Source organism: Arhodomonas sp. SL1 (genome assembly GCF_052060015.1).
Classification (GTDB): Bacteria; Pseudomonadota; Gammaproteobacteria; order Nitrococcales; family Nitrococcaceae; genus Arhodomonas.
In genome coordinates this window covers 1-21885 of sequence record NZ_JBPODZ010000004.1, presented here as the reverse complement: position 1 = coordinate 21885, position 21885 = coordinate 1, and the positions used below count along the sequence as shown (strand labels likewise).

The following is a 21885-nucleotide window of genomic DNA, read 5'->3' as shown; positions in this document are numbered from 1 at the left end:
CCGCCCACCGGCGACTCGACAGGGAGGTCGATGTGTCGTCCCTTGCCATTGTCCATGCCCGGGCGGCCCTCGGGGTGGAGGCCCCACCCGTGGCCATCGAGGTGCACATGGCCGGCGGCCTTCCGTCGCTGTCCATCGTGGGGCTGCCCGAGACCGCGGTAAAGGAGGCCCGGGACCGGGTCCGCTGCGCCATCGAACACAGCGGTTTCGAGTTCCCCGCCCGGCGCTTCACCATCAACCTCGCACCCGCCGACCTCCCCAAGGAAGGCGGCCGCTTCGACCTGCCCATCGCCCTCGGGGTGCTGGCGGCGTCGGGGCAGATCCCCCGGGATGACCTGGCCGGTTACGAGCTGGCGGGGGAGCTCGCGCTTACCGGCAACCTGCGCCCGGTCAGCGGCGCGCTGCCGCTGGCCTTGCGCTGCCGGGAGGCGGGGCGAACCGCTATCCTCCCGGAGATCAACGCCGCCGAGGGGGCGCTGGTGGGGGAGGGGCGCGTCCTGGCGGCGGCCCATCTGCTCGACGTCTGCGACCACCTCGCCGGCCGCCGGACGCTGAGCGTCGCAGAGCCGGTGGCCCGCTCCAGCGGCGAGCGAATCCCCGATCTCGCCGACGTGCGCGGCCAGCAGCAGGCGCGCCGCTGCCTGGAGATCGCCGCCGCCGGCGGCCACTCCCTACTGCTGAGCGGCCCACCAGGCACCGGCAAGAGCATGCTCGCCGCACGCCTGCCCGGCATCCTCCCTCCCATGAGCGACGCCGAGAGCCTGGAGACCGCGGCGGTGGCCTCGGTGAGCGACGGCGGCTTCGACCCGGGACGCTGGGGCATCCGCCCGTTCCGGGCGCCCCACCACTCGGCCTCCCACACGGCCCTCACCGGTGGTGGCGGCAAACCCAGACCCGGGGAGATCTCACTGGCCCATAACGGCGTGCTCTTCCTCGACGAGCTCCCGGAATTCAGCCGCCGGGCCCTGGAGATGCTGCGCGAGCCGCTGGAGACCGGGGCGGTGGAGATCGCCCGGGCGACGGCGCGGGTGCGCTACCCCGCGCGCTTCCAGCTCGTCGCGGCGATGAATCCCTGCCCCTGCGGGCATCTGGGCGATCCGGCCGGGGAGTGCCGCTGCAGCCCCGAGCAGATCGCCCGCTACCAGGCGCGGATCAGCGGCCCCCTGCTGGACCGCATCGACCTGTTCTGCGAGGTGCCGCGGCTCGCCGCCACCGAGCTCCGTTCCGCCGCCCGCGGCGAGGACAGTGCCAGCGTCCGCGCCCGCGTCGTCACCGCCCGCGAACGGCAGCGCCGCCGCGACGGCGTCGCCGCCGCGTCGTTGGCCGCCGACGCCCTTGAGCGGGCCTGCGTCCTCGATGCCGAGGCGAGCCGGCTGCTGGAGGCCGCCTGCGAGCGGCTGCGGCTCTCGGCGCGCGGCTATCACCGCTGCCTGCGGGTGGCCCGGACCCTCGCCGACCTGGCCGGCAGCGAGGCCGTCACCGCAGCCCATGTGGCCGAGGCCGTGAGCTACCGCGAACGCCGCCAAGGCGCCGACTACTGAGCCGGTAACGACACTCGACCGGCGGCGAGCACCGCCTCCAGCTCATCGGCCGCTGCGGGGCGTGCGAACAGGAAGCCCTGGGCCGCCTCGCAGCCGAGATCCCGCACCGCCGCCAGCTGCGTGGCACTCTCCACGCCCTCCGCCACCGTGGTCAGGCGCATGCTCCGGGCCAGGGCCACAATGGTCTCCACCAACCCGGCGTCCATGGGATCACCGGGGATGTCGCGGACGAAGGACTGGTCCACCTTGAGACAGTCCACCGGCAGGCGCTTGAGGTAGCTCAGGGAGGAATAGCCGGTACCGAAGTCATCGATGGCCACCCGCACGCCATGGCCCTTGAGCTCGGCGAGCTTGCGCGTGTTGGCCTCGGGGTCGCGCATGGCGGCACTCTCGGTGATCTCCACCTCCAGCGCCTCCCCCGGCAGACCGGCGGCCTCCAGGGCCGCCAGCACCATGGCCGCGAAATCCTCCCGTTCCAGGGTCAGGGCAGAGACGTTCACGCTGGCCATGACCGTGAGCCCGCGCTCCCGCCAGCCCCGGAGCTGCCGGCAGCACGCGCGTATCAACTGCCGGTCGAGGAAGTGGACCAGACCTGCATCCTCCGCCGCGGCGATAAACCGCGCCGGCGGCACGTCGTCGCGGCTGCCCCGGTGCCAGCGGGCAAGCGCCTCGACCGCCTCCACCGCGCCGGTGGCGATATTGACCCGGGGCTGGTAGTGCAGCGTGATATCCCCACGGCTGATCGCCTCGCGCAGCTCGTGCTCCAGGTCAACGCGGGCATGGACGCGGCGGGCCTGGGCGGGGGAGAACTCGGCGTAGCCATGACCGCCGGACTTGGCGGCATACATGGCGATGTCCGCATGCTTGAGGAGCTCGGTGAGGCTGTCGCCATCGCGGGGATAGGTCACCAGGCCGATGCTCGTGCCCAGCCGCGCCGTGACGCCACGCACCCGGAACGGTTCCTCGAAGGCGGCCAGTACTCGCGCGGCACACCCGCGCAGCTCCGGCATACCGGCATCGGGGAGCAGCAGGGCAAACTCGTCGCCACCGAGGCGAGCCAGCAACCCACCGCCCTCCGCACAGGCGCGCAGGCGCTCCGCCACCTGCCGGAGCAAGGCGTCTCCGAGGTCGTGGCCCTGGGTGTCGTTGATATCCTTGAAGCGGTTCAGGTCCATGTACATCACGCCCACCGTCCCCCCTTCCCGGCGGGCGCGGCCGAGCAGCGCGTGACCGTGGCTGCGCAGCAGGCGGCGGTTGGCGAGGCCGGTGAGCGGGTCGTAGTTGGCCAGCGCCTCGATCTGGCGCTCACGCCGGCGGCGCTCGGTGATGTCGTTCCAAACCACGTGCAGGACCTTGCGCCCACCCAGGTTCATGGTGGTCAGGGTCACCTCGCAGGGGAACTCCTCGCCGTCGGCGCGCTGGTGCACCCACTCGAAACGGTGGAAGTGGCGCTCGAAGGCGGTGCGCACCATCTCCGCGGCCTTCTCCCGGGAGGCGCGGCCGTCGGGCTGGTGCGTGGGGGAGAGCGCCGCCGGCTCCCGGTTGATGACCCACTCCCGGCTCGGACAGCGCAGCATGCGCACGGTGGCCGGGTTGCAATCCACCAGACGACCCTCATCGTAGATCAGCATGGCGTCCTCAGAGGCGTCGAAGACGCTGCGGAACATCTGCTCGCGCTCGGCAAGCCGCGCCTCGTGGCGCTTGCGCTCGGTAATGTCCAGCATCACCCCGACGATGCCGCCGGGATTCCCCGAGGGATCCGGGAACACCGCCTTGTGAAAGGCGATGTCCCGGTAGCCGCCGTCGGTGAAGCGCACCTGGGTCTCGTACATCTGACTGCCGCCTTCGGCGAGCAGGGCGCGGTCAGCCGCCTCATAGACCCGGGCCAGCTCCGCCGGCGCGATGTCGTGGACGCCCTTGCCGGCGATGTCGGCCGGGGCGCTGCCCATGACCCCCCTGGCAAAGGCCTCGTTGCAGCCGATATAGCGACATTCGGCATCCTTGAAGAACACCGGCGCGGGGATCGCGTCGATGATCCGCTGCAGCAGCCCGTCATCGTCGCGGGCGTCCGACGAGGGGTCGGCGCTTCCCGTACGCACGCGCTGGCTGATCGACCCTGAGCTCATAGACCGCTTCTGTCGTTGTAGTGGCCGGTCATTGGGTACCCGAAGGTAGCCGGCGTAATGCGTTACAGTCTATGGGCAATCGAGCCGCGCGGAAACCGGACAGTCGGCACAGGCGGCAATCGTCGGCAGGCGGAAGCGCAGGCAGCACACGCGGCGCCTGCGGGAGCCGTCGCCAGCACGCCGGATCGCCCCGGCCATGGGGTTGGCCTGGCCGTCCGGCCAGGCCTCCGCGGTGAGCATTGCCGCAAGGCCGCACACCGCAGCGAAGGGCAGTCGCCGCTCGAGCTCCACGGCCGTCCAGGAAGCGACGCTGGCCGCGACGTTCCAGAGGACCCGCGGGGCGAGGCTGGCCTGCCGCGCAACTGCCTCCAGTACCGGTGCCGTGAGCTCGCCCACCAGGACGGCGAGCAGCTCCCCCGGCGCACCGCACCGGCCCTCCCCGGTGAGTCGGAGCCCCTCGGGACGGGAACTCGTCGAGATCGCCACTGACAGGTGCTCAGCGGCCGGCAGACGCCCCGCCACGGCGATGCCGGCGATCAGTGGCGGCCAGGTCAGGCCGATAAACCACTGGGCCCACAACGACGTGGCCGCCCGGTGCTCGCTGGCGGGAAAGCTTGCCCCATAGCGCTCAAGCAGCGGGGTCAACACATCGGGTCGCGACAATGCGTTCACCGGAACCGGCTGGCGGGGCGTCGGTTGCAGGATGGGGGCCAGCTCGGGCCAGTGGGTGCCCAGCCAGCGGGGCAGCGTATCCGCCAAGCCCGTACCGTCACCGCCACGCACTCCGGACACGACTCAGCCCACGTAGCTGATGGGCACCGCACGCTCCGGATGCTGCAGCACCCCCATGGGGACACCGTAGATTCGCTCCAGCACGGACGGCTGCACCACCTCCCGCGGGGCGCCACGGGTGAGCAACCGCCCCTGGCGCAGCGCAATGAGCTCGTCACAGAAACGGGCGGCGACGTTGACGTCGTGCAAGACCACGACGATAGTCAGGCCCCGCTCGTGGCAAAGGCGCCGGATCAGGGCCATGATCTCCATCTGGTGGGCGATATCCAGGGCGGAAATGGGCTCGTCGAGCAGCATGCAGCGGGTCTCCTGCGCCACCAGCATCGCCAGCCAGGCACGCTGCGCCTCCCCCCCGGAGAGACTCGCCACCGACCGATCGGCGAATCGCTCCATGCCGGTCACCGTAAGCGCCTCCGCGGTCTTCTCCCGGTCCCTTCTCCGGGGGCGCCGCAGGGCACCGAGCCACGGGTACCGGCCAAGGGCGGCGAGCTCGGCGACCGTCAGTCCCACCGCCGCCGGAGGGGTCTGCGCCAGGTAGCCCACCTCCCGGGCGAACGCGACGGCGGACCACTCGCCGATGGGCCGCTCCCGGTAGCGGACTTGCCCAACAGTCGGGGACTGCTGCCGGGCGAGCACACGCAGCAGGGTGGATTTGCCCGACCCGTTGTGGCCGATCAGGGCATAGACCCGCCCCGCCTCCAGTTTCAGGCCCACCCCTTCGAGCAGCATCGTCGTGTCGACACCAAACCCCACGCCCTCGAGCCGAAACAGGGGACCGACACCGGGTTCGTCGTTGGGGACAGGATCCATCCCACGCTCCTGGAACACTGCATCAGGGGGAGGCTAATCCGAACTCACTCTCGTTGCAAACACGAATGACTCGTATTAGTCTCCGCAAAAAACCAAGCGCGAACCACCCGCAGCATCGGCACACACTCGACAATTAGAGAGGGGAAGCAATGAACACGAGGGCAGCCGCGGGCATCACCCCGTTCACCCCGCTTGGCCTGGCACTGGCGATCGCCGCCGGCCCGGCACAAGCGCAAACGGAGACACCCGAGGCCGGACTGGATGCGGTGGTGGTCTCCGGGACGCGCACAGAGACACCGGTATCCGAGATCGCGCGCTCCATAACGGTGGTGGACCGGCAGGCCATCGAGGAGCAGGCGGCCATGGACCGCAACCTCTCCTCCATCCTCGCCAACACGGTGCCGGGGCTCGCGCCCAGCACCGAGGCGGTCACCAACTTCGGCCAGACGTTGCGCGGACGCAGCTTTCTCGTGCTCATCGACGGCATCCCCCAGTCCACGCCCCTGCGCGACGCCTCTCGGGACCTCAACACCATCGCCCCCTCCTCCATCGAACGCATCGAGGTGATCCGTGGTGGGACCGCCGTCTACGGCTTCGGCGCGGCGGGGGGCGCAGTCAACATCATCACCCGAGAGGCCGCCGACACGCGCTTCGAGGCGAAAAGCCGGGTCGGCACGCGCTTTTCCACCGAGCATTTCGACGACTCCCAGGACTACGAGCTGGAGCAGCACTTCTCCGGCAGGCAGGGCAATTGGGACTACGTGGTCTCAGGGTCCTTCGTCAACCGCGGTGGCCGCTTCGACGCCGAGGGGGAACGCATCCCACCGGACCCCCTCGGCACCCAGGGCGGGTTCGCCGATAGCCGCGAGTATGGACTGCTCGCGAAGACCGGCTATGACTTCGACGGCGGCCGCCAGCGCGTGGAGGTCATGGTCAACCACCTCGACAACGAGCAGGACAGCGACTACACGTTCGCCCAAAGCCTGGAGGACGGGCGCACCCCTGCGCTGCCGCTGTCCGAGGCACCCGCCGACAGCCGGCCGATCGCCGACCCGGGCACCGAGAACACCACCGCCAGCGTCAGCTACCGCCATGCCGACGTCCTGGGCAGCAGCGTCCGCGCCAAGGCCTACTACGGCGACCTCTCGGTCATCTTCCCCAAGTTCCCGGGATTCAAGCAGGGCGAGATCGCTTCGGAGAAGCTCGGGGCCCGGACCACCGTGGACACCCCGCTGCCGGCGCTCCAGCAAGGGGCAAAAATCACGTGGGGCGCGGACTACCTCACGGACGAGACCACGCCGGAACGCTTCGGCGGCGACGGGCGCTCGGACACGCCGGCCATGGATCAGTCGGCGTTGGCCGGTTTCGCCGAGCTGGAGCTGCCGGTCGGCGAGCGGGCGCTGCTTCGCGGCGGGTTGCGCCACGAGCGTATCAGCGTCGACACCGAAACCGTGGCCGAGAACGTCAACGGCAACACCGTGCGCGGCGGCACGCTGGACTACGACGAAACGTTGTTCAACATTGGCGCTGTGTTCTTCGCCAATGACTCGGTGGACCTGTTCGCCAGCTTCTCCCAGGGGTTCTCGCTGGCCGACCTCGGGCGCGTCCTCCGTGACGCCGGCTCCTTCGGCGCGGGCGAGACGCTCGATGCCGAGGACTTCGAGAGCGATGCCGAAAAGGTGGACAACTACGAGGTAGGGGTGCGCTACTACGGTAGCCGGCTGCAGGCCTCGGCCGCGGTCTTCTACAGTGACTCCGACGGCGGCGCCACCTTTGATGACGACCTCCGCATCCGCAAGTTCAGTGAGGAGGTCTGGGGCGTGGAGGCCACCGCGGACTACGTGGTCAGCGGCCGTTGGCACGTCGGCGGCACCGCCAGCTGGGCGGACGGCCAGCGCCGAAACGCCAGCGGTGACAAGACCCGGCTCGACGGCACCCGCATCGCTCCCCTGAAGCTCACCGCCTATGTGGAACACCGGCCCCGCGAGGACTGGCGCAATCGGCTACAGGTCATGCACGTGGGCAACCGCGACAAGTTCGATGCCGGCAGCCCCTCGGACTCCACCGGTTTCGGCCTCGGCGAGGTGGAGCGCTACACCCTGGTCAGTGCCCAGTCCCGGTTCTCCCTGGGCCCGGGGGCGATGGTGGTGTCGGTGAACAACCTCCTCAACGAGGACTACCACCCGGCAATCAACCAGGCCTTCAACATCCCCACGGCCTTCGCCAAGGGGCCCGGCAGGAGCGTTGGTCTGGCCTACGAGATCGACTGGTAGATCCTCAATCCGTGGGAGCCGCGGCGTCCTGGAGCATCCCCTCGCGGAGGATGAAGCTGATCACGCCGGTCAGCCCCTCCTCCCGCGCCAGGCTGGTAAAGGCGAAGGGATGATCGCCGCGCATGGCCCGGGCGTCGCGCTCCATCACTTCCAGGGAGGCACCCACGTGGGGGGCGAGGTCGGTCTTGTTGATCACCAGCAAGTCCGAGCCGGTGATCCCCGGCCCGCCCTTGCGGGGGATCTTGTCGCCGGCGGAGACGTCGATGACGTAGATCGTCAGATCCGAGAGCTCAGGGCTGAAGGTCGCCGAGAGATTGTCGCCGCCGGATTCGATGAGCACCGCATCCAGGTCGGGGAAGCGTGCCTGCAGGTCCGCCACGGCGGTGAGGTTCATGGAGGCGTCCTCGCGGATGGCGGTATGGGGGCACCCCCCGGTCTCCACCCCGACGATCCGACCCTCCGGCAGGGCGTGGTGGTGTGTGAGGAACTCCGCGTCCTCCCGAGTGTAGATGTCGTTGGTGACCACGGCCAGGGAAAAGCGCTCCCGCAGCGCCCGGCACAGGGCGAGGGTCAGGGCGGTCTTGCCGGAACCCACCGGTCCACCGATGCCGATGCGCAGGGGGTCTTTCGGGTTCATATGTCGGGCCTCCGTTTTCAGCTGCGGAACAAGCGCGTGTATTGGGTCTCGTGACGACTGCTCGCGATGGCCAGCCCCGGCGCCGCGGCCCCGAGGGCACCGTCGGCCAGGGCGCCGGCGGAGCCCACCACCTCGGGCAGCATCGCCGCCAGCTCGAAAAGCACGGCCTGCCCTACCGTCTGGCCCAAGGGGATGAGCTTGACGCCGGCGGCCACCTGATTCTCCAGCCAGGCCCAGAGATAACCGGCCGCCGCCTCCTCCGGCGGGATGTCCCAGCGGCTCGCCGCCAGGGCGAACAGGGTCGCCCAGCTGGCATGACCCGGTGCATCCCAGCTGCCGGCGTCGGCCTCCCCGAGTGCGGCAAGCAGCCGGGCCAGCGCCCGGCCCATGTGCTCGTCCTCGGCGCGGAGCTCCGCGGTCTCACGGGCAGCGCGCAGCCACTGGGTCCAATAGCCCACGGCTTCCCGATCCCCGGCCTCCCAGGCGGCCATCAGGCGCAGGAGCACGGGCAGGTCCACCTTCGCGAGCACCCCCCACGACTGCCCGGCGAGCCAGTCCGCCAGCGATGGGGCGTCAGACACCCGGCCATCGGCCACCGCGGTCTCCAGTCCCGCCGAGTAGGCGTACGCCCCCACCGGCAGCGTGGGGCTGATGAGCTGCCACAAGCGCAGGGTCCGCTGCTCAGGCATGGTCGTGGTGGCGGTGATGGCCGTGGCCGTAGGCGCCGGCCTCCGGCTCGAAGGGGGCGGCCTCCACCGTGATCCGCATCCGCAGCCCGGCCATCATGGCGTCGAGGACGTGATCCTGACGGTAGCGCAGCCACCCGCGCCCCACTTGCAGCGGCACGTGGCGGTTGCCCAGGTGGTAGGCGGCCCGGGCCAGGGCCCAGGGGTCGTCACTGCGCACTGTGGTCACCGGCTCGGCGGCAGCGGTGACCCGCACCACCAGGCCATCCGCCGCCACCAGGCGGTCACCGTCGCGCAGCACCGTGCCACGGGGCAGATAGACCCCCGCTTCCCGGCCGTCGTCCAGGCGCGCCCGGAACCGGCTCTTCTGCCGGGTCTCGAACGGCAGCGTCAGCATGCCCTGCACCTCCGGGTGGTCCTCGCGCCGCTCGATGAGCTCGATCAAGGCCATTACTCCTTCATTACCCCGTCTGACGTTCAGAACAGGTAGTAGCGCTGGGCCAGGGGCAGCTCCCTGGCCGGCTCGCAGGTGAGCAGCTCGCCATCGGCACGGACCTCATAGGTCTGCGGATCCACCTCGATGCGCGGTTGCCAGTCATTGAGCTTCATGTCCGCCTTGCTCACGTTCCGACACCCGGCCACGGCCACGGCGCGCTTGGCGAGCCCCAAGCGGCTTGGAATGTCGTTGTCCAACGCGGCCTTGGAAAGGAAGGTCACCGACGTCTCGGCAACCGCCCCGCCGAAGGCGCCGAACATGTAGCGGTAGTGCACCGGCTGCGGCGTCGGGATGGAGGCGTTGGGGTCCCCCATGGGGGCAGCGGCGATCATGCCGCCCTTGACGATCACGCCGGGCTTGGCGCCGAAGAACGCTGGCTTCCAGAGCACCAGATCCGCGAGCTTGCCCACCTCGATGGAGCCCACCTCCTGGGCCATGCCATGGGCGAGCGCCGGGTTGATGGTGTACTTGGCGATATAGCGCTTGGCGCGGTGGTTGTCGTTGCGCTGCGAGTCCTCCGGCAGCGCACCGAGTTGCACCTTCATCTTGTGCGCGGTCTGCCAGGTCCGGCTGATCACCTCCCCCACCCGGCCCATGGCCTGGGAGTCCGAGGCGATGATGGAGAACGCGCCGCGGTCGTGGAAGATGTCCTCGGCGGCGATGGTCTCCCGCCGGATACGCGACTCGGCGAAGGCCACGTCCTCGGGGATCCCTGGGTCCAGGTGATGGCAGACCATCAGCATGTCCAGGTGCTCGTCGATGGTGTTCACCGTGTAGGGCCGCGTCGGATTGGTGGAGGACGGCAGCACGTTGGCCTCGCCGGCGGCCTTGATGATGTCCGGGGCGTGACCGCCGCCGGCGCCCTCGGTGTGGTAGGTGTGGATGGTGCGGCCCTTGAACGCGGTGATGGTGTCCTCGACGAAGCCGGACTCGTTCAAGGTGTCAGTGTGGATGGCCACCTGTACGTCGTGCTCCTCGGCAACGGAAAGGCAGTTGTCGATGGCCGCCGGAGTGGTCCCCCAGTCCTCATGGAGCTTGAGCCCAAAGGCCCCGGCCTCGATCTGCTCGCGCAGCGGCTCCGGCAGGCTGCCGTTGCCCTTACCGTAGAAGGCGAGGTTCATGGGGAAGGCGTCGGCGGCCTGGAGCATGCGGCCAATGTTCCAGGGACCGGGGGTGCAGGTGGTGGCGTTGGTGCCGGTAGCCGGGCCAGTGCCGCCGCCGAACATGGTGGTGAGCCCGGACATCAGCGCCTCTTCCACCAGCTGCGGGCAGACGAAGTGCACGTGGGCGTCCAGGCCCCCGGCGGTGACGATGCTGCCCTCGGCGGCCAGCGCCTCGGTGCCCGGGCCGAGGATGATATCCACGTCCGGCTGGGTGTCCGGGTTGCCCGCCTTGCCGATGCCGGCGATGCGGCCGTTCTTGATACCGATATCGGCCTTGACGATCCCCCAGTAGTCGAGGATCAGTGCGTTGGTGATGACCAGGTCCATCACCTCGTCACAGCTGCGCTGGCTTTGGCCCATACCATCGCGGATTACCTTGCCTCCGCCGAACTTCACCTCGTCGCCGTAGCTGGTGAAATCCCTCTCCACTTCAATGAAGAGCTCGGTATCCCCGAGGCGGACACGATCGCCGGTGGTGGGGCCGTACATCTGGGCATAGGCACTGCGTTCTATGTGGCTCATTGCAGATCCCCCATTACGGCCCCACGGAAACCGATCACCCGCCGCGCACCGGCGTAGGCGACCAGCTGCACAGTGCGTGACTGCCCGGGCTCGAAGCGCACCGCTGTCCCCGCCGGGATGTCGAGCCGGAAGCCGTAGGCCTGGGAACGGTCGAAATCCAGCGCCGGATTCGCCTCATGGAAGTGATAGTGGGAGCCCACCTGTACCGGGCGGTCGCCGGTGTTGGCCACCGTCAGGGTCCGCAGCTCCCGGCCGGCGTTGAGCTCGATCCCGCCGGCGGCGGGGATGATCTCACCTGGGTTCATGACTGTTTCGCCTCCCTCGTCCTGCTGCCGGTGAAAGGGCACGCATGGCCTTGCCGAACCGGCACGCGGGGGTCTCGTGTTCGTGCTCAGCTGATGGGGTCGTGGACGGTCACCAGCTTGGTGCCGTCAGGAAAGGTGGCCTCCACCTGCACCTCGCGAAGCATCTCCGGGATACCGTCCATCACCTGCTCGCGGCCGAGCAGGCGCGTCCCCTCGCTCATCAGCTCGGCGACGCTGCGCCCATCCCGGGCCCCCTCGACGATGGCGTTGGCGATATAGGCCATCGCCTCGGGGTAATTGAGCCGCACCCCCCGGGCGAGGCGGCGCTCCGCCACGATGGCCGCGGTAGCCAGCATCAGCTTGTCCTTTTCCCGTGGTGTCAGCTCCACCGTTCATGTCCTCCAGATCCGGGGCTCGTGGGGATCACGGCCCAACAGCCGGGGGCGCAGGACGGCCCATGCCGCCCGCAGGAGACGCGCCCCGGCCTCGGCGTTCGTCCCGAGCCAACGCAATACCAACAGCTCGTCCAGCCGAGTGACCCCGGCGCGGGCCGCCGTGGGGATCACGCCCCGGACAGCGGCCACCGCCTCATCATCGGCACCAGTGGCCAGCAGGAAGCCGCTCGCGGACGCGCCATTGAGCCCCCACGGCGCGCGTAGCAAGTCGCTGCCCGCGGCATAATCGCTGCGTTCGTGGAGCAACGGCACCCCATCGCGATGCAGCTGCATCCAGGCATCGAAACGGCCGCTGCGGAAGGGTGCGGCCGCGGCCGGACGCCCGAGGCAGGTGAGCTCCCAGCCGATGAAACGCGCGCCCGCCTCCAACTCCACGAGCAGGTTCGCCTCGACCTGGGCACCGTCGAAGACGATCTGCTCCAGGGGCAGCCACTCCAGGGTGGCGCCGGCGGCTACCCGCAGGCTCTGGCGCTGGCAGGCCACCGGCCCCGCACTGCGATAGAACTTCGTGGCACCCGGTGTCGTGATCAGCGCATGCGCGCCCGGGTTCACGTCCACCGTGGTATTCAGCCGATCGCCGCCCACCACCCCGCCCGGGGGATGGACGATGTAGCTGTGGCAGACGCCCGGCTCCGGGTGAAAGGCCTTCTGCACGCGAAGGGGCCCCGAATGCCGCCGGTGCGTCGGCACCGTACGCCCGCCCAGGGGGCCGAAGCCGAGCTCCAGGGACGCACGCCAGCCAGGGCTTTCCGCAACGGCTGCACTCATCCGATCAGGCCGGCGACGGCAAGGGTGCCCACGACGGCGGTCCCGGCACCGGCGATGCGCAGGCCGGTGGCCACGGGCAGGCTGGCGCGCCCGAGTGCACCCAGGGCCACACCGAGGGCATGCAGCACCGCGGTGGCCAACAGCATGCCCGCCCCATAGCCGGCCCAATCGACGGCGGCGCCGGCCTCGACGCCGTGGGCGTGACCGTGGGCCATCGCGGCGGCGACCACCAGCGCCGGCCCCGCCAGGCCGGGTAACCGCCGATACACGGCCACCGCTGCCCCGAGGACTATCAGGGACGCGGCGATGCCCCATTCCGCCAGCGGCGAGGCGCCGGTGGCATGGCCGAGCACTGCGCCGAGCGCCATGCCGCACACGAATATCAGCGGCAGTAGCCATGGCCGCGTATTCCGGATCGCCGCCACCACACCCACGGCGAGCATGGCCAGCAGGTGATCGACACCGGTCCAGGGGTGGGCAAAGCCCGCTGCGAAACCGGCCACACCGTCACCGCTGTGCGCGGCGACCATAGGCGTCCACAACAGTATCGGCAGAAAGGGAAGCGTCCGGTACGCCATTTTCGGGGTCCCTGCTACGAATGGATTCGCCAAACGTGGCGTGCACGATCCGTACCAGTGTCCGGGAAACAGGGATACCCCCGCGAAGGGGACGGTGATTGCCGCGTTCTGGTGCAATCGGCGCACCAGGAGCGGGCACGCCGGGCTGACCGCCACCCGCGGCAGTAAACCCGCCATGGGCTACGGTCGTAAGGCGCCCGCGCACCCACCTCCAGGACAGGGGATTGAACAATGGGATTATGGCGGCTGGTGCGAGACCTGGACGGCCAGCACTGCGGGTGCATCGTGGGTTGCAAGCCGTACTGCGCCAGTGGCACCTACATCAACCGCATGGGCAACACCTGGCGGCCAATGCCGCTAGCAACGGAAACAGGCTACCAGTAGGGCATAGGTCACTCCACGAAGGGCACCCCGGCGCGGCTCTCCGGCGATAGGCGCGCGAGACAATCGTCGCGATCACCCTCTGCGTCGGCGCAGGCAAGCACGCCATTGAGGAGGACACGGCCGATCTCCGCGCAGGTGAGCTCGCTCATCGCGAAGACCTTGACGCTTGTCTTGCCCGCCGCCAGCGGCGCGGTATCCACAGCCAAGCGCTTCGCGATGATCCCCTCCTGGCCAAACATCACCAGATCCAGGCGGAGCGTCTCGAAGGTAATATCAGTGCCGTTCTCGAGCACGAGATAGGCCCGGCAGTCGGCGCCGTCCGCCTCCAGCTTGTTGAGCTCGACGGTCGCCCTCCCCTCCTGTGCCAGCAGCAGCGCGGGCCAGGATAGGAGCAGGGGGAGCATGAGGGCGGGCAGGGAAACGAAACGGGACATAAGCGGGCTCCTTGATCACTAACGCAGCGAAAAACGTACCGGCACCACGAGCTCGAAGCGTTCGCGGCCGGTGCCTTCCGGAAGGGCGGGGAATGGCGCGGCGCGCTGAATCATGGCCTCGACCTCCCGATCGAGGACGGCATGCCCCGAGCCCTGCTCGATTTCGTAGTCCATCACCCGGCCCTCATGATCGAGGACAATACGCACCTCGGTCACCCCTTCCTGGCGCCGCAGCCGGGCCCGACGGGGATATCTCTTGCTCCGTTCCAGCGCATCGCGCAGCGAGGCCAGATAGTCGTCACCGATCGCCGCGGCCCCGCCGGCCCCGCTCTGGCCCTCCTGGGAACGGGCTTCATCGCCACTGCCGCCTTCCCCGCTAGCACCCGATTCCGGTTCGTTTTCAGCCGACGAGGCATCTGCCACGGCCTTCTCGGCGGTATCGCCGACTTCGTCCTCGGGCTCGGTCTGGTTTTCCGTCTCCGTGGCATCGGCCGCGCCGGTCTGCTCCGGTTCGGTCACCGCCGTTTCCGTCGGCTCTGCCTCAGGCTCGGTTACCTCTGGCTCGGTTGACCCGGTCTCCATCGGCTCTGCCTCGGACCCCGTCTCCTCAAGCGCCTCGGGTTCGGCTTCCACCGCCTCCGAGTCGGGCTCCGTCTCTATCGGTTCCGCTGCGGTCACCTCTTCCGGCTCGGTCTCCGCGGTCTCAACGGCTTCCGATGGCGACTCCGGTTCGAGCTCGGGCACGGATTCCGTCACTGCGGCCGGTGCCCCGTCCACCTCCGCTTCGGCTTCGGCCTCCACCGACCGGGCCACCGTCGTCTCCCCCGGCCGCTGCTCTGCCGGCACTACCGGCGAGACCTCCGGCCCTGTGACCGCCTCCGGCTCGGCCGTGTCCACGGCGCGGGCCTGGGTCGGGGTTTCCACCGCTGCAGGCGGCCGAGTTTCCTCCGGTTGAACCGGCGTTTCGGTGGCCTCCGGCCTCATAGGAGTATCCGCGGCTACCGCCGCGGTCTCCGTCTGCGCCGCCTCGCGGGGGGAATCGCCGCTCCGGGCATCCGGGGACGCCTCCGCAGCACCACGCTCAGGGGCGCCACCGGCACTCCCGAGGGCCAGCTCAATGCCAGCGCCCCCGCCACCACCGCCACCGGCAGCCGGCGCCCGCCACAGCACCGCCACGGCCGCCGCGGTGTGCAGGAGCAGCGCCCCCACCAGCGCGAGCAGCCACTGTCGTCGTGTCGGCCCCATCAGCGCTCCGGCACCGTCAGCAACTGGAGGCGCTCGACGCCGGCGTCGCGTAGGCGTTCCATGACACCCACCACAGCGGTGGCCTCGGCCCGGGCATCGGCCTTCAGCCGCACCCGCGCCCCTTCGGTCTCCGCGAGCCGGCGATCCATTGCCGCCTCCAGCCCCGCCGGGTCCATCTCTTCGCCGTCCACCGCGAGGCGGCCATCGGCACCGACGAGCACCAGCACGTCCTCGGGTTCCGCCCGCCCCTCGCTTGCTGATTCCGCCGGATCGACGCGGAAGGCATCGGTGGCGCTCAGCTGGCCGGCAATCATGAAAAAGATCAACAGCAGGAAGACCACATTGATGAGCGGCAGGATGCGCTCGTCCTCGTTGCGCGGCCGCGCCTGCTGCTCGAAGGGGCGCTGCTCACTGTGCACGCTGAGGCCCCCCGATCATGGAGAGATCGCGCACCCCGGTCCCGGCGAGACGATCGAGGACGTCCACCGCCTCCTGCAGGGTTACGCCGCGCGCGGGCCGTACCAGCACCCGGGTATCCGGCGCCTCCGCGAGCCGGGCCTCCACCCGCGCCACCAGCGCCTCGCCGGAAACCGGGGCGCCGCCCAGGCGCAATCCCTCCGGGCGCACCTCCACGAGCAGCGCACCCTCCAAGCTCCCGGCAGCACCGGCCTGCCGCGGCGCGGACAGGTCGATGGCACGCCAGTCGAGGAAGCTCGAGGCCAGCATGAAGAACACCAGCAGGATGAACACGACATCGATGAGCGGGGTGAGACTGACCAGCGGCCGCCGCCGGCGTGCCGCACTAGCGGCCAGGGGCGGCGGCGCGGAGGCGGGCCGGCTCATGGGACTCCTCCTCGGCGGACTCCGGCAACTCCGTGAGGTCCTCGGTGAATACCTGGGTGACGACGTCGTCCATACGATGAGCCAGGCGCTCGACCCGACGCTCGAGCCAGTTCAGCAAAGCCACCACGGGGATCGCCACCGCAAGGCCGACGGCCGTGGTGAGCAGCGCCTCCCAAATACCCCCGGACAACACGGAGGGGTCCACGCGATTACCGGCGAGCTCGAGTTGACGGAAGGCCTCGATCATCCCGAGCACCGTGCCGAAGAGACCGAGAAGGGGTGCGAGGCTACCGATCACCTCCAGCGGCCGCAGGCCGCCACGAAGGCCCTCCAGGGCATGCCGACAATACCGATGGACCTCTTCTCGCACCTTGTCTTCCGGCAGCCCGCGCTCGACGCCGCGCAGGGCGCGGGCCAGGGCCTGAGAGAGTGGATTCGGCGAATCCTCGAGCCGTACGAGCCCCTCGCGCACCCGTCCGGAACGGTAACGGGAAAGCGCGGCCCGGGCGGCGTCCAGATCATTGATTCGCAGGGCACGGAACTGCCAGAGCTTGACCAGCACAATGGTCAATGCGACCACGGACATCACCGCGAGTATCAGCACCACCGGCCCGCCGGCGCCGAAGAAGGCGTACATCCGCTCCCAGGCGACGGCCTCCATTGCTGACTCCATAGTCATGGACCTCTGTTACTTTACGACACTGGCCGGGGATACCCGGGCATTGTAACAGCAAAGACACCAAATATACGAACAATTCCTATTCGTATACGACATGCCCGCGCCAACCGGCCGGTGGCATATCGACCCTGCCCGAACACCCTTGGGCGCCAGCACGGCGAAACAGCGGTTAGCATGGGGGAAACCAACCACTCTGGGGGAAACAGCGCTTGTCCGTGTTCCAAGAGGTACTGATCCTGCTCGCCGCGTCGGTGGTGGCGGTCACGGCATTCCGGCGCCTGCACATGCCGCCGGTGTTGGGCTATCTCTCCGTAGGCATCCTCGTGGGCCCCTCCGTGGCCGGCCTCATTGGCGACGTGGAGGAAGTCAGCCACCTCGCGGAATTCGGTGTCGTGTTCCTGCTGTTCACCATCGGCCTGGAGTTCTCCCTACCCCAGCTGCGGGCAATGCGCTGGACGGTGCTCGGCCTCGGCGGTGCCCAGGTGATTCTGGGCACCGGACTGATCGCCAGCGGCGCCTGGTACTTGGGCGTCTCCCCCGGCGCGGCCCTGGTCATCGGCGGGGCACTCGCTCTGTCGTCGACGGCGGTCGTCATCAAACAGCTCACCGAACAGGTGGAGATCCACAGTCGCCACGGCCGACGCGCGGTAGGCGTGCTGCTGTTCCAAGATCTCGCCGTGGTTCCGCTGCTCATCGTCATCCCCCTGCTCGGCAACAACGGCGGGGAGGGCATTGCCCTCGCCATGGGTTGGGCGCTGGTCAAGGGCATCGCGGTCTTCGCACTGATGCTCGCGCTGGGACACTGGGCTCTGCGGCCGCTGTTCCATGAGGTGGCCCGGGCCCGTTCCAACGAGCTGTTCACCATGACCGTGCTGCTGGTGGCCCTGGTGGCCGCCTGGGGTACCCACCTTGCCGGGCTATCGTTGGCCCTGGGAGGGTTCCTCGCCGGCATCATGCTCGGCGAAACCGAGTACCGTCACCAGATCGAGGCGGATATCCGGCCCTTTCGGGATGTCCTCCTCGGACTGTTCTTCGTGACCATCGGCATGTTACTGGACCTGGGCGTCCTCGCCGAGCACTGGCTCGGCGTCCTTACCACCGTGGCGGCGTTCATGCTGTTCAAGCTCGGCCTCGTCTACGGCCTCGCCCGTCTCGGCGGCAACGAGGCGCGGGTGGCGGTCCGTACCGCGGTGATCCTCGCCGGCGGCGGCGAATTCGGGTTCGCCTTGCTATCGCTGGCGCTGTCCAACAACGTCCTTGCAAGCGTGCCGAGCCAGATCGCCCTGGCGGCGGTGATACTGAGCATGGCCATCACGCCGTTGCTGGTGCGCTACAACGAGGTCATCGCCCAGGCCCTGACAGGCAGCGGCCCATCGCCGCATGGACGCCAGACCGGCGAACGGGTGGCCGAACAGGCAGCATCCTTGCGGGATCACGTGCTCATCGGCGGCTATGGACGCACCGGCCAGAATGTGGCTCGCTTCCTGGAGGAGGAGGGCATCCCCTACCTCGCCCTGGACCTGGACCCGGCACGGGTGCGTGAGGCACAGGCCGCCGGCGAACGGGTCCATTTCGGCGACTCCGCCCGTCAGGAGATCCTGGAAGCGGCGGGGGTTTCCCGGGCACGGATGGTGGTGCTCACCTACAACGATCCGCAGGCCACCCTCAACGTCCTCAGCCATGTGCGACGGGGCTACCCGGAGCTACCGGTGGTGGTGCGCACCCGGGACGACGTGTGGCTGGAACGCTTCCACAGTGCCGGGGCCACCGCCATCGTCCCGGAGGTCCTCGAAGCGAGCCTAATGCTCGCCACCCATGCCCTTACGCTGCTCGGGATTCCGTTGGGGCGGATCTTCCGTTACGTGCGCGATGTCCGTGCCAACCGCTACCGCATGCTGCGGGGCTACTTCCACGGCCAGGAACGGGTGGATCTGGAAAAGGCGGACCGCTTCCGGGAGCAGCTACACGCGGTGACCCTCCCCGAGCAGGCACACGCGGTGGGCCGGCGGCTGGCAGAGTTGCGCCTCGATGAAGCCGGGATCGATGTGACCGCGGTGCGCCGCGGCGGCATCCGGGGACCGCAGCCGGAACCACATACCCGGCTGCGCAGCGGGGATGTGGTAGTACTCTACGGCACCCCGGAGAACCTGGAACATGCCGAGCGGCTCCTGCTCGGCGGGGGACGGTAGGGGAGGGCCGGCGCTATGCGCTCGGCCCCGAATATGGACACTACTCGGCGCTGACCCCGGCGTCGTCCAGCATCCAGAGAACGGCTTGGCGGATCTCCTCCTCCGAGGCCATATTCCCCTGCGGCGGCATGGCGTTAAAGCCGTTGACGGAGTGGTCGACCAGCGTGGCGAGATCCTTCTCCGCCCGAGGCGCCCAGGCCTCCTCATCGCCGAAGACCGGGGCACCGGCGGCACCGGTCTGGTGGCAGGCCGCACAGACCCGCATCGCCACCTCCTCTCCGGCGGCGAGGTCGACCTCCTGGGCCTCATCGGCCGCGGCATCCGTTTCCGCTGCCTCCGACCCCTGCGCCTCGGTGGTGTCCGCATCCTCGGATGCGACCGCCTGGTCCTCGCCCGCTTCATCGCCGGTGGTTGCTGCCTCGCCGGCGGTCTCTTCCTCGGTCTGCTCTCCCTCCGGCGCAGCGTCCGCGGTCTCACCCTCCGCAGCGGCGCCATCGGCGCCCTCGATACTCAGGCCCGCTTCATCGAGCATCCACAGAATGGCCTGGCGGATCTCCTCCTCCGAGGCCATATTCCCCTGGGCCGGCATGGCATTGAAGCCGTTGACGGAGTGGTCGACCAGCGTGGCGATGCCCTTCTCGGCGCGGGGTGACCAGGCCTCCTCGTCGCCGAAGACCGGGGCCCCGGCCGCACCGGTCTGGTGGCACGCCGCGCAGACCCGCATCGCCACCTCTTCGCCCATGGCGAGATCCACTTCCTGGGCCCCATCGGTGGGGGCCTCCGGCTCCGCCCCATCTTCCGAGGCAACGGCCTGGTCCTCGGTCGCCTGGTCCTCGGCGGTCACTTCCTCGTCGGCAGTTTCTGCCGCCGTCTGATCCTCCTCCGGAGCAGCGTCCGCAGTCTCACCCTCCGCGGCGGCGCCATCGGCGCCCTCGACGCTCAACCCGGCATCCTCAACCATCCAGACGATGGCCTTACGGATCTCATCCTCGGTGGCGGAACCCGACTGCGGGGGCATGTTATTGAAGCCGTTCATGGAATGGTCAACAAGGGTAGCGAGCCCCTTATCCACCCGCGGCGACCAGGCCTCCTCATCGCCGAATACCGGCGCGCCCAGGGTGCCGCTCTCGTGACAGGCGGCACAGACTTGCATGGCCACTTCCTCACCCGAACGGTCACCCGCGCCCGAGTCCGCGGCTTCCTCCTCGCCAGCCCCGCCTGCCGAGGCCGCCTGCGGCATCGGATCACCGGTGAGGCGGACGCTGCCGACCGGCGCGAGATTCTTCGCCGCACGCTCGGCGGTGAGCTGGCGGCGGGCCTCCTCATCGCCGTCATAAAGCATGGTGGCGATGATGATGAGCACGATGGCAGTGACCACCAAGCCAGCGATGACGGCAACGAAGTTGCGGATGAACTTTCTGTCTTCTTCGCGACTCACCGTGTCCCCCTGCGATTCTGTGCGAGCGCCGGCCCGCCCTCCGGGCGGCTCAATCGGGCCGAGTATAGCGATAAAGGCCTGTTCCGAAAACTCAGGTGCGCGTCGGAGGGGTCTCACCGACTTGGACATCGACGGCTCTAGGCGCTAAGCTATGTCATTCAACGCGCCCGTAGCTCAGCTGGATAGAGCGTCGGCCTCCGGAGCCGAAGGTCACAGGTTCGAATCCTGTCGGGCGCGCCAATTAAATCAAGAGCTTACAGGCTCTCCCCCGCAACCTCTTCTCGCCGTGTGCCCAAATTGTGCCCAAACTGTGCCCAGAGCTTGAGTCGGACCGCGGCGACTGAAGCGTGAAACCCGCCAATTTCGAGCGTTAGCTCACGCGCCCATTACGGGGCGTTGACGTAGCACCGTTTCTGAAAGAGGCGACGCTGGCGCACGAGTTCGGTGTGAACCGGCAAACTACCCACCCCTGAATCAAACGGGATAACTGCTACACGAACTCCACGATGAGCCAGGAGGCTCTCCACTGCGGTCCCGGAATACCCCCACCCGGCGAAGATAATCGTTGCTCCAGGATCAGCTCAGCCCCGCGGCTGCGGGGAACACCCTTCGAGTGGTCGGAGGGACGTGAGGAGGAGCTTGAGGCGTTTCGCCGCGGTGTGAGGCTCTATCGCAGAGGCGAGTAGAAAAAGCCACGGCACCGCCCCACCGTGGCTACCCTGCGCGTGGGATTGGTCGTCCGGGCGGGGACTGCCCGCGCAATGAGCTAATATTAGTATAGGAGCACACCGTGGTCGGAGCCAACATCTGCATCGAGTGGGACGACACCCAGGCCCGGTTCAGCCCCGCGGGCGCGGGGAACACGATCGTGGATGTGGGCAACGGTCAGGACGATCCGGTTCAGCCCCGCGGGCGCGGGGAACACCTGGTCGATGTGCGCCGTGTAGGCGGCGGCGGCGGTTCAGCCCCGCGGGCGCGGGGAACACGTCGGCAATCTGCTGCCCCACTCGGCTGTAGCCGGTTCAGCACCGCGGGCGCGGGGAACACGCCGGGATTGTCCACGCCGGTCCGTCCGCAGACGGTTCAGCCCCGCGGGCGCGGGGAACACAACCGAAACCCTGTGGGTGCCCCCGCGTACACCGGTTCAGCCCCGCGGGCGCGGGGAACACGTGCCCGCGACCATCGACAGCCGGCCGTTGTTCGGTTCAGCCCCGCGAGCGCGGGGAACACTCGAAGGTGGTCGCGTCCATGTCCATATAGGGCGGTTCAGCCCCGCGGGCGCGGGGAACACTATTCGATAGGGACTGGATGGAATTGGGTCCGCGGTTCAGCCCCGCGGGCGCGGGGAACACGCATGGCCGGTCTCCTCCCCAACGAACACACGCGGTTCAGCCCCGCGGGCGCGGGGAACACAGCTCGTCCTCGTGGACGTTGATGCGCGCCTGCGGTTCAGCCCCGCGGGCGCGGGGAACACAGCTCGTCCTCGTGGACGTTGATGCGCGCCTGCGGTTCAGCCCCGCG

General features: G+C 69.1%; 20 protein-coding genes, 1 tRNA gene and 1 CRISPR repeat array. Of the genes, 4 read left to right on the top strand and 17 right to left on the bottom strand.

Annotated features, from left to right (window positions below; all coding sequences use genetic code 11):
• Positions 1-32: 32 nt before the first annotated feature.
• Entirely contained in the window at positions 33-1541 is a 1509-nt protein-coding gene (locus tag ACQ754_RS07155) for a YifB family Mg chelatase-like AAA ATPase (protein WP_440996318.1), read from the top strand.
• On the opposite strand, the gene ACQ754_RS07150 is transcribed toward ACQ754_RS07155, so the two are convergent.
• The 3 genes from ACQ754_RS07150 to ACQ754_RS07140 form a co-directional block, all read right to left on the bottom strand.
• Positions 1535-3667, bottom strand: a complete 2133-nt coding sequence (locus ACQ754_RS07150) for a putative bifunctional diguanylate cyclase/phosphodiesterase (RefSeq protein WP_440996317.1) — start codon at positions 3665-3667, stop codon at positions 1535-1537. The two genes, ACQ754_RS07155 and ACQ754_RS07150, sit on opposite strands and share 7 nt — an antisense overlap.
• Before the next feature lie 69 nt (positions 3668-3736).
• Positions 3737-4459 (bottom strand): siderophore-iron reductase FhuF, encoded by a 723-nt coding sequence (gene fhuF, locus ACQ754_RS07145; RefSeq protein WP_440996316.1) that lies wholly within the window; start codon positions 4457-4459, stop codon positions 3737-3739.
• Between the two features lie 3 nt (positions 4460-4462).
• Complete coding sequence (locus tag ACQ754_RS07140; RefSeq protein ID WP_440996315.1) at positions 4463-5269, bottom strand: ATP-binding cassette domain-containing protein; 807 nt, start codon at positions 5267-5269, stop codon at positions 4463-4465.
• Positions 5270-5418: 149 nt separating this feature from the next.
• Here ACQ754_RS07140 and ACQ754_RS07135 point away from each other — a divergent pair, with 149 nt between their 5' ends.
• Positions 5419-7542, top strand: coding sequence for a TonB-dependent receptor (locus ACQ754_RS07135; RefSeq protein ID WP_440996314.1), 2124 nt, complete (start codon positions 5419-5421; stop codon positions 7540-7542).
• A 4-nt stretch (positions 7543-7546) separates the two neighbouring features.
• Here ACQ754_RS07135 and ureG read toward each other — a convergent pair whose 3' ends face one another.
• The 13 genes from ureG to ACQ754_RS07070 all read right to left on the bottom strand — a co-directional run bounded on the left by ureG (position 7547) and on the right by ACQ754_RS07070 (position 16731).
• Complete coding sequence (ureG, locus tag ACQ754_RS07130; protein WP_440996313.1) at positions 7547-8179, bottom strand: urease accessory protein UreG; 633 nt, start codon at positions 8177-8179, stop codon at positions 7547-7549.
• Positions 8180-8196: 17 nt separating this feature from the next.
• Entirely contained in the window at positions 8197-8868 is a 672-nt protein-coding gene (locus tag ACQ754_RS07125; protein WP_440996312.1) for an urease accessory protein UreF, read from the bottom strand.
• Complete coding sequence (ureE, locus tag ACQ754_RS07120) at positions 8861-9310, bottom strand: urease accessory protein UreE (protein ID WP_440996577.1); 450 nt, start codon at positions 9308-9310, stop codon at positions 8861-8863. Before ureE ends, ACQ754_RS07125 begins: the two co-directional genes overlap by 8 nt.
• Positions 9311-9342: 32 nt before the next feature.
• Entirely contained in the window at positions 9343-11046 is a 1704-nt protein-coding gene (ureC, locus tag ACQ754_RS07115; protein WP_440996311.1) for an urease subunit alpha, read from the bottom strand.
• Positions 11043-11351 carry an urease subunit beta gene (locus ACQ754_RS07110; RefSeq protein WP_440996310.1) on the bottom strand — a complete coding sequence of 103 codons (309 nt, stop codon included), beginning with the start codon at positions 11349-11351 and terminating at the stop codon, positions 11043-11045. Before ACQ754_RS07110 ends, ureC begins: the two co-directional genes overlap by 4 nt.
• Positions 11352-11437: 86 nt before the next feature.
• Entirely contained in the window at positions 11438-11740 is a 303-nt protein-coding gene (locus tag ACQ754_RS07105) for an urease subunit gamma (protein ID WP_440996309.1), read from the bottom strand.
• 3 nt (positions 11741-11743) lie between these two features.
• On the bottom strand, positions 11744-12574 hold the full coding sequence (locus ACQ754_RS07100; RefSeq protein ID WP_440996308.1) for an urease accessory protein UreD: 831 nt from the start codon (positions 12572-12574) through the stop codon (positions 11744-11746).
• A complete protein-coding gene (locus ACQ754_RS07095; RefSeq protein WP_440996307.1) occupies positions 12571-13152 on the bottom strand; it encodes a HupE/UreJ family protein in 582 nt (193 codons plus the stop codon). The genes ACQ754_RS07100 and ACQ754_RS07095 overlap by 4 nt, the downstream gene beginning before the upstream one ends.
• Before the next feature lie 392 nt (positions 13153-13544).
• On the bottom strand, positions 13545-13970 hold the full coding sequence (locus tag ACQ754_RS07090; RefSeq protein WP_440996306.1) for a Tat pathway signal sequence domain protein: 426 nt from the start codon (positions 13968-13970) through the stop codon (positions 13545-13547).
• An 18-nt stretch (positions 13971-13988) separates the two neighbouring features.
• Positions 13989-15215 carry a TonB family protein gene (locus ACQ754_RS07085; protein WP_440996305.1) on the bottom strand — a complete coding sequence of 409 codons (1227 nt, stop codon included), beginning with the start codon at positions 15213-15215 and terminating at the stop codon, positions 13989-13991.
• A complete protein-coding gene (locus ACQ754_RS07080) occupies positions 15215-15634 on the bottom strand; it encodes an ExbD/TolR family protein (RefSeq protein WP_440996304.1) in 420 nt (139 codons plus the stop codon). The genes ACQ754_RS07085 and ACQ754_RS07080 overlap by 1 nt, the downstream gene beginning before the upstream one ends.
• On the bottom strand, positions 15624-16058 hold the full coding sequence (locus ACQ754_RS07075) for an ExbD/TolR family protein (protein WP_440996303.1): 435 nt from the start codon (positions 16056-16058) through the stop codon (positions 15624-15626). The genes ACQ754_RS07080 and ACQ754_RS07075 overlap by 11 nt, the downstream gene beginning before the upstream one ends.
• Entirely contained in the window at positions 16018-16731 is a 714-nt protein-coding gene (locus ACQ754_RS07070; protein WP_440996302.1) for a MotA/TolQ/ExbB proton channel family protein, read from the bottom strand. The genes ACQ754_RS07075 and ACQ754_RS07070 overlap by 41 nt, the downstream gene beginning before the upstream one ends.
• Before the next feature lie 221 nt (positions 16732-16952).
• Between ACQ754_RS07070 and ACQ754_RS07065 the strand changes: the two genes are divergently transcribed.
• Positions 16953-18926, top strand: coding sequence for a monovalent cation:proton antiporter-2 (CPA2) family protein (locus ACQ754_RS07065; protein WP_440996576.1), 1974 nt, complete (start codon positions 16953-16955; stop codon positions 18924-18926).
• A gap of 40 nt (positions 18927-18966) precedes the next feature.
• On the opposite strand, the gene ACQ754_RS07060 is transcribed toward ACQ754_RS07065, so the two are convergent.
• Positions 18967-20364, bottom strand: coding sequence for a c-type cytochrome (locus ACQ754_RS07060; RefSeq protein WP_440996301.1), 1398 nt, complete (start codon positions 20362-20364; stop codon positions 18967-18969).
• A gap of 163 nt (positions 20365-20527) precedes the next feature.
• Here ACQ754_RS07060 and ACQ754_RS07055 point away from each other — a divergent pair.
• Positions 20528-20604, top strand: a tRNA-Arg gene (locus ACQ754_RS07055).
• Between the two features lie 595 nt (positions 20605-21199).
• Positions 21200-21838: direct repeats of the CRISPR family, unit length 29 nt; unit sequence CGGTTCAGCCCCGCGGGCGCGGGGAACAC.
• Positions 21839-21885: the final 47 nt, after the last annotated feature.

What these genes read in the sequence shown, in the direction of transcription:
- ACQ754_RS07150 (WP_440996317.1), bottom strand. Translation starts at nt 3,667, where the DNA reads ATGAGCTCAGGGTCGATCAGCCAGCGCGTGCGTACGGGAAGCGCCGAC.
- ACQ754_RS07140 (WP_440996315.1), bottom strand. Translation starts at nt 5,269, where the DNA reads ATGGATCCTGTCCCCAACGACGAACCCGGTGTCGGTCCCCTGTTTCGG.
- ACQ754_RS07135 (WP_440996314.1), top strand. Translation starts at nt 5,419, where the DNA reads ATGAACACGAGGGCAGCCGCGGGCATCACCCCGTTCACCCCGCTTGGC.
- ureG (WP_440996313.1), bottom strand. Translation starts at nt 8,179, where the DNA reads ATGAACCCGAAAGACCCCCTGCGCATCGGCATCGGTGGACCGGTGGGT.
- ACQ754_RS07125 (WP_440996312.1), bottom strand. Translation starts at nt 8,868, where the DNA reads ATGCCTGAGCAGCGGACCCTGCGCTTGTGGCAGCTCATCAGCCCCACG.
- ureC (WP_440996311.1), bottom strand. Translation starts at nt 11,046, where the DNA reads ATGAGCCACATAGAACGCAGTGCCTATGCCCAGATGTACGGCCCCACC.
- ACQ754_RS07110 (WP_440996310.1), bottom strand. Translation starts at nt 11,351, where the DNA reads ATGAACCCAGGTGAGATCATCCCCGCCGCCGGCGGGATCGAGCTCAAC.
- ACQ754_RS07100 (WP_440996308.1), bottom strand. Translation starts at nt 12,574, where the DNA reads ATGAGTGCAGCCGTTGCGGAAAGCCCTGGCTGGCGTGCGTCCCTGGAG.
- ACQ754_RS07095 (WP_440996307.1), bottom strand. Translation starts at nt 13,152, where the DNA reads ATGGCGTACCGGACGCTTCCCTTTCTGCCGATACTGTTGTGGACGCCT.
- ACQ754_RS07090 (WP_440996306.1), bottom strand. Translation starts at nt 13,970, where the DNA reads ATGTCCCGTTTCGTTTCCCTGCCCGCCCTCATGCTCCCCCTGCTCCTA.
- ACQ754_RS07085 (WP_440996305.1), bottom strand. Translation starts at nt 15,215, where the DNA reads ATGGGGCCGACACGACGACAGTGGCTGCTCGCGCTGGTGGGGGCGCTG.
- ACQ754_RS07075 (WP_440996303.1), bottom strand. Translation starts at nt 16,058, where the DNA reads ATGAGCCGGCCCGCCTCCGCGCCGCCGCCCCTGGCCGCTAGTGCGGCA.
- ACQ754_RS07070 (WP_440996302.1), bottom strand. Translation starts at nt 16,731, where the DNA reads ATGGAGTCAGCAATGGAGGCCGTCGCCTGGGAGCGGATGTACGCCTTC.